The sequence below is a fragment of the Gracilibacillus kekensis genome, assembly GCF_900143085.1.
Lineage (GTDB): Bacteria > Bacillota > Bacilli > Bacillales > Amphibacillaceae > Gracilibacillus > Gracilibacillus kekensis.
In genome coordinates this window covers 672,641-689,457 of the sequence record NZ_FRCZ01000001.1, presented here as the reverse complement: position 1 = coordinate 689,457, position 16,817 = coordinate 672,641, and the positions used below count along the sequence as shown (strand labels likewise).

Genomic DNA, 16,817 nt, shown 5'->3' with positions numbered 1-16,817 from the left:
AGTTAAGAGATATGTAAGTCGTAGTCTTTGATTGACGTCTCACTTTATCACTTAATGGATGCGTTTTTCAGTAGAATACGTTAACATATAGAAGGAATAATTATTTAGAAGAGGTGGATATCGTGCAAAAGTTAGTATTTTTTGTAGGGGTAGCAGGTACAGGTAAAACGACGGTTGCTGAAAAAATTTCAGAAAAAATCCCTTGTGCTTTTCTTGATCGTGATACAGTAGGAGGACGTTTTGTAGAACGTTTTCTCGAAATGAATGACCTTGATCCAAATGATCGTGATTCTGACTTTTACAAAAAGAATTTACGTGATTTAGAGTACGATACAACAAAAGATATATGTATTGAAAACTTACGTGTTGGACAAAATGTTTTTATGATTTCTCCATTTACAGCAGAGCTGAAAAATAAAGAATGGATTGAAGAGGTAATCACAGCGAGTGGGAAAACAAAAGCGGATATTGATGTTAAAGTAATTGTAGTTACTCTGCAAGACATTGAGCAACAGCGTAAGCGTATTGAAGAACGTGGAACGGAAAGAGACACTTGGAAACTCGACAACTGGGGTTCTTATGAAACAAGAGTTGACTTCGTACCTACTATAAATTGGGATATTCCTGAGGATAACATCAACATTTTTGATAATGCAGGAGATTTAACGAACGAGAAAGTAGAAAAATTAGTAACGTTTATCAAAAGGTAACCATTGCTGTTAAAAATAGCTCCTTGAAAGATTGTTGCAATTCAAAGAACAAAGCCATATAATATGATGGTAGAACGTAACTGATCATTGGAATTTGTTTACATATAGATTGAGATAAAAGGAGTGCTATAACATGAAATTAAAGCAATTAAATCAAGAAAAAATAGATAATATGGCAATGATTGATATTGCAACAAAAGTGCTGGAAGAAGAGAAAAAAGCATTGGATTTCCGTAAAATTTTTGATCGTGTCGCAAAATTAAAAGGTTTTTCGGAAGCTGATAAAGATATTTGGATCTCTCAGTTTTATACAGATTTGAATATCGATGGTCGGTTTATGACCAAAGGATCGAATCTGTGGGGTTTGAAGAAATGGTATCCTGTCGAAGAAATAGATGAAGATATCACGCCTGAACCGAAGAAAAAGAAGAAAAAGAAAAAAGCAGTAAAGAAAAAAGCTCCAGTCGAAGAAGTAGATGAATCAGAAGATTTAGATGAAACCATTGTTGAGAAAGATGCAATTGGTTTTGATGATGATTTAGAATCGGATACGGACATTGTCGACGATGACTTTGATTTCGATGATGATGACGACTTAGAAGATGATATCGATGATGACTTGGACACGGAAGATGACGAAGAAGAAAAATAGTTAGAAGAGATACTTGACTTTCGAGTAGCTTCTGAGTAAAATTTTTATTGGGCTCCATAATTTAATGGATAATATACAGCGTTCCCCTGCTTAAGGGGAGCGCTTTTTATTTTTTTATTAGCAATGCATAAAATTTTAGCGATGGAGCAAAAACGATCAGCATTTCTAATTACCAATTCAATCAAGTTTAGTATTACATAGAGAAAAAAGAAAAATGAATACTAAACAATAGATAGAACAATTAAAAAAGAAAGAGGGATAAAGTGTGACGAAATATATCTTTGTAACTGGTGGAGTTGTTTCTTCTATTGGAAAGGGAATTACAGCCGCCTCTTTAGGACGTTTATTAAAAAACAGAGGATTAAAAGTAACGATTCAAAAATTTGATCCATATATCAATGTCGATCCGGGAACAATGAGCCCCTATCAACACGGCGAAGTTTTTGTTACAGACGATGGGGCAGAAACGGATTTAGATTTAGGGCATTATGAACGCTTTATCGATATTAATTTAAATAAATACAGTAATATTACCACAGGAAAAATCTATTCTACGGTTATTAAAAAAGAGCGTCGTGGCGATTATTTAGGTGGAACGGTTCAAGTAATTCCACATATCACAAATGAAATTAAAGATAAAGTATTCCAAGCTGGTAAACAAACGAACGCCGATATCGTTATTACCGAAATTGGCGGTACTGTAGGGGATATAGAATCACTTCCATTTATCGAAGCAATTCGCCAAATTAAAAGTAATATCGGTAAAGAAAATGTGATGTACATTCACTGTACGCTAGTTCCATACATTAAAGCAGCAGCGGAATTAAAAACAAAGCCGACCCAGCATAGTGTAAAAGAGTTGCGTTCATTAGGTATTCAACCAGATGTTATCGTGTTACGAACAGAACACGAGATTAGTCAAGAAATGAAAGAAAAGATTGCCTTATTCTGTGATATTAATGAAAAAGCCGTTGTCGAATCGGGAGACGCGGATACGCTATACCATGTTCCATTGGCTATGCAGGAACAAAAATTAGATCAATTAACATGTGATCACTTTGGATTAGATTGTGAACAGGCAGATATGACGGAATGGAATGAATTAGTGGAACGCGTTTTAAACTTATCGAAAAAAATCACTATCGGTCTCGTTGGAAAGTATGTAGAATTACCTGATGCCTATATTTCTGTAGTAGAAGCTCTGAAACATGCTGGCTTTGCACATGATGCAGATGTAGACATAAAGTGGATCAATGCTGAAGAAGTATGTGCTGAAAATGTGGCAAGTGAATTAAATGATGTAGACGGGTTACTGGTACCAGGAGGATTTGGTGACCGTGGTATAGAAGGTAAAATTGAAGCAATTCGTTTTGCCAGAGAAAGCAAATTGCCTTTCTTAGGAATTTGTTTAGGGATGCAGCTTGCAACTGTGGAGTTTGCCCGTAATGTCTTAGGATTTAAAGGAGCAAATTCTGCTGAAATCGATCCGAATACGCCTTATCCAATTATTGATCTGTTACCAGAACAAAAAGATGTCTCTGATTTAGGTGGTACTTTACGTCTTGGTCTCTACCCTTGTCGTTTAAAAGATGGTACCAAAACCAAAGAAGCCTATGAAAATGAAGATGTAGTTTATGAACGTCATCGTCACCGTTTTGAATTTAACAATCAATACCGCGAACAAATGGAAAACAGTGGATTCATTTTCTCAGGTACTAGCCCAGACGAAAAATTAGTAGAAACAATCGAACTAAATGATCACCCTTGGTTTGTGGCATCTCAATTCCACCCGGAATTTAAATCACGACCAACGAAACCACAACAGTTATTCAAAGGATTTATCAATGCAGCTACTAAGGGTTCCGTAAGATAAAGTGAGACTTTTCATTTTCCTACACTTAGCCTTTGAGAGGGTTCCGACCGCTATAGCATCAAGCTGTGGCGGTTTTTCTTATGACAACGAGTTTTTAACATTTTTTGTGATTCGTTTTGAGTAGGATAAATAACTTAATATGACTTATAGTAATGTCTGAATTTTTCTTAAAAAAAACGATTTTTGCAGGATTTTTAAGTATAATATCGAAATATAAGTAGAAGGTCATAATTCAAAAAGCTAACAGTTCGCAATATATGACAAATTTATCCAGTGTAAAGAGAGAAAAGGAGCTGACGATACATGAGTAAAACAGTATTAGTGGTTGATGATCAAATCGGGATCCGACTATTACTAGAGGAAGTAATTCATCAAGAAGGATACAATGTTGAAGTCGCGATAAATGGGAAAGAAGCATTAGACTCTATAACTGCCAAGCAGCCTGACCTTATCTTACTAGATTATAAATTACCTATCATTGATGGTCCAAACCTGTTAAAAAAATTGGAAGCGCAAAATATTTTTGTACCTACGGTCGTGATGAGTGGACTTCCTGATAAAGCAAATGATGAAATGAAGGCCTATAAATCAGTAATTAAAACAATTGGCAAACCATTTCAGTTAAATGATATTAGAGAAATGGTTAATCATATTTTGAAATAGTTTTATTAAATTTCTGTAATAAATTTTATTAGGAAAGCGGTTACTATTGATTGTTATGTTGCACCTTTCGTGTGGAATTGGTATTCTATTAATGGGTGCAATCTTTCGAAGTAGGATCGATTGTCGATACAATTTTATATACATACCTTAAAGGAGGAACAACTATGCCATTAGTATCAATGAAAGAAATGCTTGAAACAGCTAATAAGAATCGTTATGCTGTAGGTCAATTTAATCTTAATAACCTAGAGTATGTACAAGCTATTCTTCAAGCTGCAGAAGAAGAAAAGTCTCCAGTAATTCTTGGTGTATCTGAAGGTGCCGGAAAATACATGGGTGGTTTTAATGTAGTAGTTGCAATGGTTGAAGCGACAATGGAAGCGCAAGGGACAACTGTTCCAGTAGCTATTCACTTAGATCATGGTTCAAGTTTTGAGGCTTGTGCTAAAGCAATTCATGCAGGATTTACATCTGTAATGATTGATGCATCTCATGATCCATTTGAAGAAAATATTGCGGAAACATCGAAAGTTGTAGAACTTGCACATTTCCACGGTGTATCTGTTGAAGCTGAACTAGGTACAGTAGGCGGTAATGAAGATGGTGTACAGGGTGGAATTATGTACGCAGATGCTGAAGAATGTAAAGAGTTAGTTCAACGTACTGGTGTGGACTGTCTTGCACCAGCACTAGGATCTGTACATGGACCTTATCAAGGTGAACCAAACTTAGGTTTTAAAGAAATGGAAGAAATCAATACAATTGCAGGTATTCCATTGGTACTTCATGGTGGAACTGGTATTCCAGTAAAGGATATTCAAAAAGCAATTTCTTTTGGTACTTCTAAAATTAACGTCAACACAGAAAACCAAATCCAACAAACAAAAGTAGTTCGTGAGGTTTTAGAAGCAAATCCTGAAATGATCGATCCTCGTAAGTATTTAGGACCAAGCCGAGATGCAATTAAAGACACTGTAATCGGAAAAATGCGTGAATTTGGTTCCTCAGGTAAAGCTGAATAATTGATATTTCAAACCCTGTTGCATGGTCAACAGGGTTTTCCTTTTGTTAGATAGTAACGCACCTGAAGTTGCCAGTAAAACACCCGAAGTTGCCAGTAAATCCGAAAAGTTGCCAGTAACACATCCGAAGTTGCCAGTAACCGAACCACGTGTCGTCCTCAAAATAATCTTCTGTTTTCATTCAAACTTAAATAGGCTATAATAGAATCAACTGTGAAAAACATTACATAATTTTGGCAGCAATGTACAAACTATCATTACAGTTACAACTATGCCAAAAGTTATTAGGAATCCTTGAAAGCGAGGGAATACAATATGCAGAAGTTGCTAATAGAGGGCGGGCATTTATTAAATGGAAAAGTTCGAATTAGTGGTGCGAAAAATAGTGCAGTAGCATTGCTGCCAGCATCAATATTAGCTGATTCTAAAGTAATTATTGAAGGCTTACCAGATATTTCCGATGTAGAAACATTAAGCTGCTTATTAGAGGAAATTGGTGGAACAGTAGAAAGAAGAGGACAAACTGTACATATTAACCCAGCAGACATGACTGCTATGCCATTACCTAATGGCCGAGTGAAGAAGTTAAGAGCTTCCTATTATTTTATGGGTGCAATGCTGGGACGATTTAAGGAAGCCGTGATCGGTTTGCCAGGCGGCTGTTATCTTGGTCCACGCCCCATAGATCAACATATCAAAGGATTCGAAGCACTTGGTGCAACGGTTACAAATGAACAAGGCGCGATTTATTTACGTGCGAAAGAGTTAAAAGGTGCGAGAATTTATCTGGACGTTGTCAGTGTCGGTGCAACGATTAATATTATGCTTGCTGCAGTTAAGGCAAAAGGTCGTACGATTATCGAAAATGCTGCACGTGAGCCTGAAATTATTGACGTGGCCACATTGTTAACAAGTATGGGAGCAAGAATTAAAGGTGCAGGAACAGATGTTGTTCGAATCGATGGAGTGGAAGAATTAAGCGGATGTATGCATACAATTATACCTGACCGAATTGAAGCCGGTACATACACAATCATGGCAGCTGCGCAAGGCGAAAAAGTCTTAATTGATAATGTGATTCCTCAGCATTTAGAACCTTTACTTGCAAAATTAAGAGAAATGGGAGTAAACATTGAAGAAGGCGAAGAACAACTGTTGATTCATCGTAGTGATAAACTAAAAAGTGTTGACATTAAAACATTAGTCCATCCAGGTTTTCCAACGGATCTCCAGCAACCATTTACTTCATTACTAACGAAAGCGCAAGGTACTGGTGTTGTTACAGACACGATTTATCAAGCAAGGTTCAAGCATATTGATGAACTCAGACGTATGAATGCGAAAATTAAGGTCGAAGGTAGTTCTGCGATTGTACAAGGCCCTAACGAATTAGAAGGTGCAAAAGTAAAAGCTAGTGATCTTCGGGCAGGTGCTTCTCTAATAGCAGCTGGACTAATGGCGAACGGAATTACAGAAATAACCGGTCTAGAACATATTGATCGCGGTTATGCTAATATCACCGAAAAATTAGAGGAACTAGGTGCCAAAGTATGGCGCGAAGAAATGACAGAAAAAGAAATCCAACAATTTCAAAATTCGTAAAAAGAGGCTTAGTTAGTCTCTTTTTTTATGCGCAGGCACGGAGGACAAGATAATAAAAAGTATAACAGGTTCTGACCGAAAGAAATTTTAATGAAAAATCGTTTTTTATCAGAAAAAAGTTGAATATCTAGTTGTAACCGTGTACTATATAGAAAGAATATAATTCACGCATTTTTATATGAGAATGCGTACTTCAAAAGTATCATCATTACTTCATTAAGTGAGATTCCAATCAGTGTGAGTTAAAACTGCTACTGATGGAAATCGAACCGTTTTTCTCCCATTTATCTGCAACTCAGATGTTGAAGTGGTATCAGGAACGGTTACACTGTGAAAAAGTATTGATGAAGCATGCTTCCATCTCATACTCTTCTTGAGATTTCAAGCGATCTCGGTGCTCCATATTGAGTTTCCAAAGCTGATTGGCCAATGTTAGATACAACTTCATCAATTTTTTGGTTAAAACGAAAGGATCAATTAGTCCATTATGCTACGATTCCCCACGTTTATAAAATCTACAATTGTTAATCTCGAAAATTAAAATGAAGATGGAAAAATATAAATAATGAATAGGTGTGGTGATTTTGTGAGTGAAGTAACAATTTCAGAATTAGAATCAATGACATTAAAAGACCTTTATGCGAGAGCAAAAGAATATAAAGTGTCTTATTATGCCAAATTAACAAAAAAAGAATTAATTTTTTCAATATTAAAAGCCCAAGCTGAAAAAAGCGGTTATCTTTTTATGGATGGTATCTTGGAGATTATTCCGACAGAAGGTTTCGGTTTCTTACGACCGATTAATTACTCTCCAAGTGCAGAAGATATTTATATTTCCGCTTCCCAAATTCGCCGTTTTGATTTGCGTAATGGGGACAAGGTGTCAGGTAAAGTTCGACCTCCAAAAGAAAATGAACGGTATTATGGGTTGTTGCATGTCGATGCAGTAAACGGAGAAGATCCGGAAGCAGCAAAAGAACGTGTCCATTTTCCTGCGTTAACACCATTGTATCCAGATCGTTTAATGCATTTAGAAACAGATACCAAATTAATTTCTACCAGAATTATGGACTTGCTAACCCCTGTTGGTTATGGCCAGCGTGGTTTGATTGTCGCCCCTCCTAAAGCAGGGAAAACAATGCTTTTAAAGCAAATTGCCAATAGCATTGCAAAAAACCATCCCAATACGAAACTAATTATTTTGTTAGTGGACGAGCGTCCGGAAGAGGTAACCGATATTGAACGATCGGTAGATGAAAATGTCGACGTAGTAAGTTCAACTTTCGATGAAGTGCCAGAAAATCATATTAAAGTAGCGGAGCTTGTATTAGAACGTGCGATGCGACTGGTGGAACATAAAAAAGATGTCGTTGTTCTTATGGATAGTATTACACGTTTGGCTCGTGCTTATAACCTTGTTATCCCACCAAGTGGCAGAACGTTATCAGGTGGTATTGATCCAGCGGCCTTCCACCGACCAAAACGATTCTTCGGTGCAGCACGAAATATTGAAGATGGTGGAAGCTTCACGATCCTGGCTACGGCATTAGTAGAAACAGGCTCACGTATGGATGATGTGATCTATGAGGAATTTAAAGGTACTGGAAACATGGAATTACACTTAGACCGTCATTTAGCACAGCGCCGAATTTTCCCAGCACTTGATATTCCGCGTTCAAGTACGAGAAAAGAAGAACTATTACTTACAAAAAATCATGTAGAAAAAATGTGGGCAATCCGTAAAAGTATGCAGGATTCTCCGGAATTCGTGGAAAGATTTTTACGTAAGCTACGTTCGACTAAAAATAATGAAGAATTCTTATCCGTACTTGACGAAGAAATGAAACGAAAAGGCACTGCTAAAAAATCAAACTCATAGATCTTTTTGTAAATACTTCTTGCAAACCGGATGTGAGATTGATATAATGCTTCTGTGCGAAAAAATGCTTACAGGCATTAATCTAACTCTGTTTCCTAAGGATTCAGGGCAAAAGGAGTGGACAGACATGAAAAAAGGCATTCATCCAGAATACCAAAAAGTTGTATTTCTTGATACAAGTTCTGACTACAAATTTCTAGGCGGATCTACACAATCGTCTGAAGAGACAATTGAATGGGAAGATGGCAACTCTTATCCATTAATCCGTGTAGAAATCAGCTCAGCTTCTCACCCGTTCTATACTGGTAAGCAAAAAGCTGATAAAGTCGGCGGTCGTGTTGATCGATTCAAGAAAAAATATAACATGGGTTAATTGGTATTTTTTACTTGAACGAAATAGAACAGGATATAAATCCTTAGAAACAGGCAAATGCACCAAAAATTTGCCTGTTTTTTATTTGAAATAGTATATGAAGGACAAAAAAGTGAAATCGAGGAAAAACTGTCTCTCATCAGCCGAATGAGAGACTAAAAAAGGCAAAACAGTCTTTTATGCATCATGCACTAGATTCCATTCACTTGAAATTACCTTCAAATTGATTACATATTACGGCGTTAAACATGGTAAAATGATTAGATATAAAGTGAGACAATGATCAATTAGTTGTTTGATCTTCGCTGACTATTAGCGGTACTGCTTAAGGTGTTAATATACATACTAATGGTTAGCATATTGATAAAGAAACATTACTGTTGGAAGGGGCAACATCATCATGCATATTATGAAACATGCCGGTTGGATAGAACTTATTTGTGGGAGCATGTTCTCAGGTAAATCAGAAGAGTTAATTCGCAGAGTTCGTCGTGCTACCTATGGCAATCTATCCGTGGCGGTATATAAACCACAACTAGACAATCGATATAGCGACGATTGTGTCGTATCCCATAATGGGCAAGAGGTCGTAGCTAAACCGGTAGCAAGAGCTATGGATATTTTAAAAGATGTCACAGAAGATATCGAATTAATTGGTATAGATGAAGTGCAATTTTTTGACGAGGATATCATTACCGTCGTAAGTGAACTGGCCGATAAAGGACATCGGGTCATTTTAGCTGGTTTGGATACAGATTTTCGCGGGGAACCATTTGGACCAATGCCAGAGCTGTTAGCAATAAGTGAATTCGTTACAAAATTAAATGCGATCTGCCCTGTCTGTGGTTCTCCTGCTAGCAGAACACAGCGATTGATCGACGGAGATCCTGCATCATATGACGATCCTATTATATTAGTAGGTGCAAAAGAAGCATATGAGCCAAGATGCCGACACCATCACGAAGTACCAAACCATCCTAAAAGCAAAGTAAAAGTTCATCCATAATAAGCGAATTTTGACGGTATCTCCAACTTTATATATACTGTAAAATAGAAAGTTTTGCTAATCGTAGAAAGAGGTGACGTACGTGTTAGATCGTTTAGAATCGCTAGAAGCACGTTATGATAAATTAAATGAATTATTGAGTGATCCAGAAGTCATTAATGATTCAAAAAAATTAAGAGAATATTCGAAGGAACAATCTGACCTGCAAGACGTAATTACCGCTTATCGTGAATATAAAGATGTTTCAAGTCAACTAGATGATGCCAAAGAAATGTTAGAAGATGATTTGGACGATGAAATGCGCGATATGACAAAAATGGAGATCAGTGAACTGTCTGAACAGAAAACGGAATTAGAGGAACAATTGCGGATATTATTGCTTCCAAAAGATCCAAATGACGACAAGAACGTTATCATGGAAGTCCGTGGAGCAGCAGGCGGTGACGAAGCGGCATTATTCGCTGGAGATCTCTTCCGTATGTATTCCCGTTTCGCCGAATCCGAAGGCTGGAAAATCGATATTATGGACTCTAATACAACAGGTGTTGGCGGATTTAAAGAAATCATTTTTATGATCAACGGAACTGGCGCCTATTCGAAATTGAAGTTTGAAAATGGAGCACACCGTGTGCAACGTGTTCCGGAAACAGAGTCAGGCGGCCGAATTCACACTTCTACGGCAACAGTAGTTGTTATGCCAGAGGCGGAAGAAGTAGAAGTAGACGTTCATGAAAAAGATATCCGTGTCGATACATTTGCTTCCAGTGGTCCTGGTGGACAGTCGGTCAATACCACCATGTCAGCTGTTCGTTTAACCCACGTACCAACAGGGATTGTCGTATCGATTCAAGATGAAAAATCGCAAATTAAAAACAAAGAAAAAGCAATGAAAGTGTTAAGAGCTCGAATTTATGATAAATTCCAACAAGAAGCCCAGGCTGAATATGATCAGACACGTAAATCAGCAGTAGGATCAGGTGATCGTTCTGAACGTATCCGTACCTATAACTTCCCACAAAATAGAGTAACGGATCACCGAATTGGTCTAACGATTCAAAAGCTGGATCAGATTTTAGAAGGTAAGATGGAAGAAATCGTCGAAGCCTTAATTATTGAAGAACAAGCGAAAAAAATGGAACAAATAGGTGAATAACATGACACCACAGACCATTCATGAGGCCCTATACTGGGCTTCTTCTTTTTTAGAAGAACATGGTACAGAAGCAAAAGTAGCAGAAATTCTCCTTTTACACGAACTCAAGTGGACCAAGACAGATTTGATTAGTAATTTGCGAGAGTATCTCGATCCATCCACATTAAAACAATACCAAAAGAAAATAGAGCAACTCGCAACAACGAAAGTACCGATCCAACATCTCACAGGTGTGGAGGAATTTTACGGTCGAAGCTTCCATGTCAATCCGCATGTATTAATACCGAGGCCTGAAACAGAAGAACTCATCCACTATTTGCTAACAAACGTTAAAAAGAAGGAACTTTCCTGTGTCGATGTCGGAACAGGTAGTGGTGTCATTGCGATCAGTTTAGCAAAAGAATGGCAGAATTCAGTAATCGAAGTACTCGCTACAGATATTTCAACAGAAGCTCTACAGGTTGCGAGGAAAAACGCCGAAAAACATCAAGCAGATATTCACTTTTATCATGGTAATTTTCTCACCCCTTTAATCGAACAAGGGAAAAAAGTGGATATGATTGTTTCTAATCCACCCTATATTGCATATGAGGAAAAAGATTCTTTATCAGAAACCGTAAAAAATTTCGATCCCGAAATGGCCCTTTTTGCAGAGGAAAATGGCTTGGCTGCTTATCAAAGTATTATCGAACAAGCACCATTTGTCTTGAATGAAAAAGGGATACTCGCGTTTGAAATTGGTCATCGTCAAGGAAAAGCTGTCACATCAATCATTAAAAGGACGTTCCCAAATAGTGAGGTCGACGTAATCCAAGATATTAATCAGAAAGACCGAATCGTATTTGCAACGATCTTGTAAGAAAAAAATAAAAATTAATAGATTCACAGTTTAAAAGTTTTCGTAGTTGTCCACACTGTGACTAGCAAATGCTAAATTACAGGGGGAAACAAAAATGCGAAAGCTTATTTTATTTTCAGTACTTATTTTTCTTATTATCGGTTTTTTTCCGCAAAAAATAGAAAGTAATGAACAAGACTATCAAGTGATACCAGACGAGGCGATTCGATTACGAATTTTAGCCAATAGTGATCAAGAAAAAGATCAAGCCATTAAACATGCAGTCAGGGATGCTGTGAACGAAGAGGTTACCGAATGGGTAGAAGAAATGGATGATATAGACGAAGCGAGAGCTCTGATATCTGATCGTATCAATGAAATAGATCAAATTATAGCAGATGTTCTAGCAAAGGAAAAACTAGAAATGGAATACAATGTGGAATATCGAAAAGATGTGAAATTTCCGACGAAACTATATGATCAGTATCTATATCCGGCAGGCGAATATGAAGCAATTTTAATTACATTAGGTGAGGCGCAAGGATCCAATTGGTGGTGTGTCGTGTTTCCACCATTATGTTTTCTCGACTTCTCTTTTGGTACCACCGTGGAAGCGGCCGAAGAGGAAGAGGCGCCAGAGGAAGAATTGGAAGAAGACGAAGAAGAAGTAGAATACACTTTTTTCTTTTTAAAATGGTTTAGTTAATCATAAATCTATCATCTCTTCATAGAGTAATAGTAAGACAAAGACAAGAGGTGAGCGATATGGAACTACAATCAACGAAAGGACTTACACAGCAAGAATTCGAAGCTTTTTTTTGCGATCAAATACCAAATTTTAATCAGGAAGAAATGAAAAAATATGGTTATTTTCTCTATAAAGAGCATAGCCCGACAGCTTTTTTTTCATTAGTGCCTGTTGACAGTAATGCTTATTGGTTACGTATGCTCGTGATGAAAAGAAGCCCATCCGCCATGTTACCTGTTACTATCATTCAGGCAGCAGAAAAATTAACCAAAAATTTTGGTGCCACAAACTTATTTATCCACAGTAAAACAGAAACACTAAATCAATTGTTACTACAATTAGGATATACATCAACAGATCAGACATTAGATCCTTTGATAGAAGCAGATTGGTGGATAACTAGCCTTGCATCTGTGGATAACCAGCAGATTTATTCACAATAAGTAATTAATTTGTGGATGAACCTGTGAATAGAAATGACAGATATCTATTAAATATGAAAAAAATGTGTATAAACTATGCTTTTATGCACATTTTTTAATATATTTGTGGAAAAGTCTGTGGATATCCCTTGTGAGATAGTTGTGAGTTGCACAAATCGTAGAAATTCTTCATACTATTTTTTAGAACTTATAGATCGAGGGATTAATATGAAAACAGATTTCTTAGATGCGACAGACAGGTCGTTATCCATAGCGGCTGATTATTTAAATAAACAGGAAGTAGTGGCATTTCCAACCGAAACCGTTTATGGATTAGGGGCAGATGCTACGAGCGAAGCAGCAGTTTCCAAGATATTTGAGGCAAAAGGACGTCCTGCTGATAATCCACTGATCGTCCATGTCCATGATCCGCAGCAAATTAATCACTATGTTACAGAGATACCAGCAATGGCTCAAAAGCTAATCAATGCCTTTATGCCAGGCCCTTTTACGATTATTTTAAGAAGCAATGGCAAAGTTGCAAGTACAGTGACAGCAGGCTTAGATACGGTTGCTATTCGCATACCCGATCATCCGATTAGTCGGGCACTTATCCGTGAAGCTAAATTACCACTTGCGGCGCCAAGTGCTAATATATCTGGAAAACCGAGCCCAACAACCGCGAAGCATGTGTTAAAGGATTTAAACGGAAGGATAGCTGGAATAATAGATGGCGGTGCTACCGGAGTTGGATTAGAGTCAACAGTTGTCGATGTAACTGGCGACATTCCGGTTATCTTAAGACCGGGTGGCATTACCAAACAACAAATTGAAAAAGTAATCGGCTCAGTTGAATTAGCTGATGCTTTAAAAGCGGATCAGCCAAAGTCACCTGGAATGAAATATAACCATTACGAACCAGATGCGCCCCTGTACCTGATCAAAGGCGATCAAGCTTTTTTTCAAAAACAAATTAATTATTTTCAAGCACAAGGAAAAAAAGTAGGTGTAATTGCAAGCCAACCGTTAGTAGACCGATTAAAAGCAGATATTTGTTATCGTTGTGGTGATATCAATAATTTATCAGAAGTAGCTGCCAAGCTCTATTTCGCACTTCGCTATTTTAACGATACAGACGCAGACATCATTTTAGCAGAGACATATCCAAATCGGGAGATCGGCGAAGCCATCATGAACCGACTTGAAAAAGCCGCCACAAACCATCTGAAACAGAACATATAAATCTTTTTTCTCGCATACAAATAGGACAAGGGGACAGGCTCACTGTTCCACTTGTCCTTTTTTACGTTAGGAAAAAGTTGTATGGCGAAAGGAAATTTCGAAAGACGAAAACATTTCGACACTCTCTAAACGAGGAGACGAATGTCGAATTTTTCTAAAGAGGAGGCTTTTTTATAGTGTCGGCGATCGGGGAAGTACTATCTATTCTTTGTTTGGCATTTGCGCTGGGAATGGACGCATTTTCTGTTGGTTTAGGCATTGGGATGCAGGAAATTCGTTTGAAAAGAATTTTTTTAATCGGTTTAATAGTAGGTTTATTTCATATATTTATGCCTTTTATCGGCTTATTTCTTGGAGCATTTTTATCCAAACAAATGGAAGGGATCGCTATCATCGCTTCTGGTTTATTATTATGTGCCATTGGCTTTCAAATGATCTTTCATACTTTTATAAAAAAAGAGTCACAAATATTAGCACCAGTCGGTGTTGGTTTGCTTATTTTCGCATTTACAGTTAGCTTAGATAGCTTTTCGATCGGTATATCCCTAGGTTTATCAGGTGTAGCCACAGCCTTTGCGATTATGATGTTTGGACTTTTTAGCACACTATTAACCTGGTTTGCCTTACTTATCGGCAGACGAACCCATCATTTATTAGGTGCATATAGCGAATTTTTAGGAGGAACGATCCTTTTTGGGTTTGGCCTTCTTGTGCTTTTTTAAAACACTAAATAGCTTTCGTATTATGTGCTATAATGGGAGTAAGTAAGTTCTTAATAATGGAGGCAATTACTAACATGAATATAGTGTTCGTTTGTACAGGCAATACATGTCGAAGCCCAATGGCACAAGCAATATTACAACAGAAAACAGACCACAGCGTCCAATCGGCAGGCATTTTTGCAGGAGTAGGTATGCCTGCTTCACCAGGTACAAGTGAAGTATTATCCGAACAAGGAATCAGCTGTAACCATCAGTCTCAACCAGTAACAAGTGAGTTAATGGCATGGGCTGATTTGGTTTTAACAATGACACAAAGTCATCGAGATCATTTAAAACAAATATATCCAACTGATTGTCATAAAATCTTTACATTAAAAGAGTATGCAGATCCTGAACATGAAAAGGCATGGACAGCATTAAAAGAAGCATATGCCCTGTTAGAGGAGACTAAATTAACAGATTCGAAAGAGAACATTGATGTACAAGAAAAAATCAATCACCTGGAAGCAATAGTTAAAAAGGTAGATATTAGTGATCCATTTGGTGGTAATTTCATGACGTATAAAAAAACATATCAAGAATTAGATAAGTATCTTGCACTATTGATCAAAAAGTTGGAAAATAAAGATAGATAGTTCATAAATTTCACAGCTAGCGGGCAACTAAGCACAAAAGTTGAAATTCGAAAATGAGCAATTTAAGCTAAGCTAAACAATGTTTTTTAAAAAGGAGCATATTTAAAATGAAGGTTATTTTAGCATCTGACCATGGTGGGATTAATCTATCCAAAGAGATTATATCATTATTAGAAGAATTAAATATTGAGTATGAGGATACGGGGTGTAACTGTGAAGATTCCGTCGATTATCCTGATTACGGAATTCCAGCAGCAGAACGTGTAGCGAATGGCGAATTTGATCGTGGAATTTTAATTTGTGGTACAGGAATCGGCATGTCGATTGCAGCAAATAAAGTAAAAGGCATCCGGGCTGCTCTTGTGCATGATGTGTTTAGTGCGAAAGCAACACGAGAGCATAATGACTCCAACATGCTTACGATGGGTGAGCGTGTTGTCGGCCCTGGTCTTGCAAGGGAAATAGTCCAAACATGGTTAGGAACAGACTTTCAAGGTGGACGTCATGCCAACCGAATTGGAAAAGTAACAGATTACGAAAGCAACTAACAATTCAAAAAAAGAGGTGAATATCCATGAAACTTGATCAGTGGGCATTAGATCTAAGAGCAATTGTTGATGAATGGATATCAAATGATTACCTCACGGAAGGTGATTTGTTCGTAGTCGGTTGCTCGACAAGTGAAGTAGCAGGCGAACGAATTGGTACGGCTGGCAGTGAAGAAGTAGCTGCCATGATTTTCAAAGAATTACGTCGCCTGCAGGAACAGACTGGTGTGCATTTATGTTTTCAAAGTTGTGAACATATAAATCGTGCCATTGTTTTAGAAAAAAAGGTGATGCGTGAGCATAAACTTGACCCAGTTTCAGTTATGCCAGTGCGTAAAGCAGGTGGATCTATGGCGGCTTATGCCTACCAGCATCTTGACAATGCCGTTGTCGTGGAAAACATCCAAGCAGATGCTGGGATGGATATTGGTGAGACGATGATAGGTATGCAGTTAAAGCCTGTAGCTGTCCCTCTTCGCTTTGAAAAACGATACGTAGGTCATGCCAGAACGTCACAAGCAAGAACCAGGCCGAAATTAATTGGTGGTCCACGAGCAGTATATCCAGGCTAACGTGTGACAATCTATAATCGGAATCATAAATTCAGTTTCGTTTATCCGTTTTAAGAATAGGAAATATGTACCTTTTTTCTTTAATTACGAATAAAGGTGCATATTTCCTTGTTTTTATTCGTGAAAAAGTATAGAATTATTTGCAAAATGATGTTAT

General features: G+C 37.5%; 18 protein-coding genes. All 18 read left to right on the top strand.

Features of this window, described 5'->3' with window-relative positions; all coding sequences use genetic code 11:
* Window positions 1-122 precede the first annotated feature (122 nt).
* Window positions 123-710, top strand: coding sequence for a P-loop nucleotide/nucleoside kinase family protein (locus tag BUC25_RS03210; RefSeq protein WP_073199592.1), 588 nt, complete (start codon window positions 123-125; stop codon window positions 708-710).
* Window positions 711-843: 133 nt separating this feature from the next.
* Complete coding sequence (gene rpoE, locus BUC25_RS03205; protein WP_073199590.1) at window positions 844-1,362, top strand: DNA-directed RNA polymerase subunit delta; 519 nt, start codon at window positions 844-846, stop codon at window positions 1,360-1,362.
* 265 nt (window positions 1,363-1,627) lie between these two features.
* Window positions 1,628-3,235: a CTP synthase gene (locus BUC25_RS03200; RefSeq protein WP_073199588.1), complete on the top strand. Its 1,608-nt coding sequence runs from the start codon at window positions 1,628-1,630 to the stop codon at window positions 3,233-3,235.
* A gap of 303 nt (window positions 3,236-3,538) precedes the next feature.
* Window positions 3,539-3,898 (top strand): response regulator, encoded by a 360-nt coding sequence (locus BUC25_RS03195; RefSeq protein ID WP_073199587.1) that lies wholly within the window; start codon window positions 3,539-3,541, stop codon window positions 3,896-3,898.
* 164 nt (window positions 3,899-4,062) lie between these two features.
* Window positions 4,063-4,920, top strand: a complete 858-nt coding sequence (gene fba, locus BUC25_RS03190) for a class II fructose-1,6-bisphosphate aldolase (protein WP_073199585.1) — start codon at window positions 4,063-4,065, stop codon at window positions 4,918-4,920.
* A 315-nt stretch (window positions 4,921-5,235) separates the two neighbouring features.
* Window positions 5,236-6,522 (top strand): UDP-N-acetylglucosamine 1-carboxyvinyltransferase, encoded by a 1,287-nt coding sequence (locus tag BUC25_RS03185; protein WP_073199582.1) that lies wholly within the window; start codon window positions 5,236-5,238, stop codon window positions 6,520-6,522.
* Window positions 6,523-7,108: 586 nt separating this feature from the next.
* Window positions 7,109-8,401: a transcription termination factor Rho gene (gene rho / locus BUC25_RS03180; protein ID WP_139251757.1), complete on the top strand. Its 1,293-nt coding sequence runs from the start codon at window positions 7,109-7,111 to the stop codon at window positions 8,399-8,401.
* 127 nt (window positions 8,402-8,528) lie between these two features.
* Complete coding sequence (locus BUC25_RS03175; RefSeq protein WP_058308716.1) at window positions 8,529-8,774, top strand: type B 50S ribosomal protein L31; 246 nt, start codon at window positions 8,529-8,531, stop codon at window positions 8,772-8,774.
* Window positions 8,775-9,174: 400 nt separating this feature from the next.
* Window positions 9,175-9,780, top strand: coding sequence for a thymidine kinase (locus BUC25_RS03170; protein WP_073199578.1), 606 nt, complete (start codon window positions 9,175-9,177; stop codon window positions 9,778-9,780).
* An 82-nt stretch (window positions 9,781-9,862) separates the two neighbouring features.
* Window positions 9,863-10,933, top strand: coding sequence for a peptide chain release factor 1 (gene prfA, locus BUC25_RS03165; protein ID WP_073199576.1), 1,071 nt, complete (start codon window positions 9,863-9,865; stop codon window positions 10,931-10,933).
* Between the two features lies 1 nt (window position 10,934).
* Complete coding sequence (gene prmC, locus BUC25_RS03160; protein WP_073199574.1) at window positions 10,935-11,792, top strand: peptide chain release factor N(5)-glutamine methyltransferase; 858 nt, start codon at window positions 10,935-10,937, stop codon at window positions 11,790-11,792.
* Window positions 11,793-11,886: 94 nt separating this feature from the next.
* On the top strand, window positions 11,887-12,477 hold the full coding sequence (gene spoIIR / locus BUC25_RS03155) for a stage II sporulation protein R (RefSeq protein ID WP_073199572.1): 591 nt from the start codon (window positions 11,887-11,889) through the stop codon (window positions 12,475-12,477).
* Between the two features lie 59 nt (window positions 12,478-12,536).
* On the top strand, window positions 12,537-12,962 hold the full coding sequence (locus BUC25_RS03150; protein WP_073199570.1) for a hypothetical protein: 426 nt from the start codon (window positions 12,537-12,539) through the stop codon (window positions 12,960-12,962).
* Between the two features lie 207 nt (window positions 12,963-13,169).
* Window positions 13,170-14,183: an L-threonylcarbamoyladenylate synthase gene (locus BUC25_RS03145; protein WP_084543338.1), complete on the top strand. Its 1,014-nt coding sequence runs from the start codon at window positions 13,170-13,172 to the stop codon at window positions 14,181-14,183.
* A gap of 173 nt (window positions 14,184-14,356) precedes the next feature.
* Entirely contained in the window at window positions 14,357-14,905 is a 549-nt protein-coding gene (locus tag BUC25_RS03140) for a manganese efflux pump MntP (RefSeq protein WP_073199568.1), read from the top strand.
* 74 nt (window positions 14,906-14,979) lie between these two features.
* The gene (locus BUC25_RS03135; RefSeq protein WP_073199566.1) at window positions 14,980-15,540 is read left to right on the top strand and encodes a low molecular weight protein arginine phosphatase; all 561 of its coding nucleotides are present in this window, start codon (window positions 14,980-14,982) and stop codon (window positions 15,538-15,540) included.
* A 107-nt stretch (window positions 15,541-15,647) separates the two neighbouring features.
* A complete protein-coding gene (rpiB, locus tag BUC25_RS03130; protein WP_073199564.1) occupies window positions 15,648-16,088 on the top strand; it encodes a ribose 5-phosphate isomerase B in 441 nt (146 codons plus the stop codon).
* A gap of 26 nt (window positions 16,089-16,114) precedes the next feature.
* Window positions 16,115-16,660 (top strand): TIGR01440 family protein, encoded by a 546-nt coding sequence (locus BUC25_RS03125; protein ID WP_073199562.1) that lies wholly within the window; start codon window positions 16,115-16,117, stop codon window positions 16,658-16,660.
* Window positions 16,661-16,817 lie beyond the last annotated feature (157 nt).

Bases quoted from the DNA above. Each gene is read 5' to 3' on its own strand.
- BUC25_RS03170 (WP_073199578.1), top strand. From the start codon at position 9,175: ATGCATATTATGAAACATGCCGGTTGGATAGAACTTATTTGTGGGAGC.
- fba (WP_073199585.1), top strand. From the start codon at position 4,063: ATGCCATTAGTATCAATGAAAGAAATGCTTGAAACAGCTAATAAGAAT.
- rpiB (WP_073199564.1), top strand. From the start codon at position 15,648: ATGAAGGTTATTTTAGCATCTGACCATGGTGGGATTAATCTATCCAAA.
- prmC (WP_073199574.1), top strand. From the start codon at position 10,935: ATGACACCACAGACCATTCATGAGGCCCTATACTGGGCTTCTTCTTTT.
- rpoE (WP_073199590.1), top strand. From the start codon at position 844: ATGAAATTAAAGCAATTAAATCAAGAAAAAATAGATAATATGGCAATG.
- BUC25_RS03150 (WP_073199570.1), top strand. From the start codon at position 12,537: ATGGAACTACAATCAACGAAAGGACTTACACAGCAAGAATTCGAAGCT.
- spoIIR (WP_073199572.1), top strand. From the start codon at position 11,887: ATGCGAAAGCTTATTTTATTTTCAGTACTTATTTTTCTTATTATCGGT.
- BUC25_RS03195 (WP_073199587.1), top strand. From the start codon at position 3,539: ATGAGTAAAACAGTATTAGTGGTTGATGATCAAATCGGGATCCGACTA.
- BUC25_RS03175 (WP_058308716.1), top strand. From the start codon at position 8,529: ATGAAAAAAGGCATTCATCCAGAATACCAAAAAGTTGTATTTCTTGAT.
- BUC25_RS03185 (WP_073199582.1), top strand. From the start codon at position 5,236: ATGCAGAAGTTGCTAATAGAGGGCGGGCATTTATTAAATGGAAAAGTT.
- BUC25_RS03125 (WP_073199562.1), top strand. From the start codon at position 16,115: ATGAAACTTGATCAGTGGGCATTAGATCTAAGAGCAATTGTTGATGAA.
- BUC25_RS03145 (WP_084543338.1), top strand. From the start codon at position 13,170: ATGAAAACAGATTTCTTAGATGCGACAGACAGGTCGTTATCCATAGCG.
- BUC25_RS03135 (WP_073199566.1), top strand. From the start codon at position 14,980: ATGAATATAGTGTTCGTTTGTACAGGCAATACATGTCGAAGCCCAATG.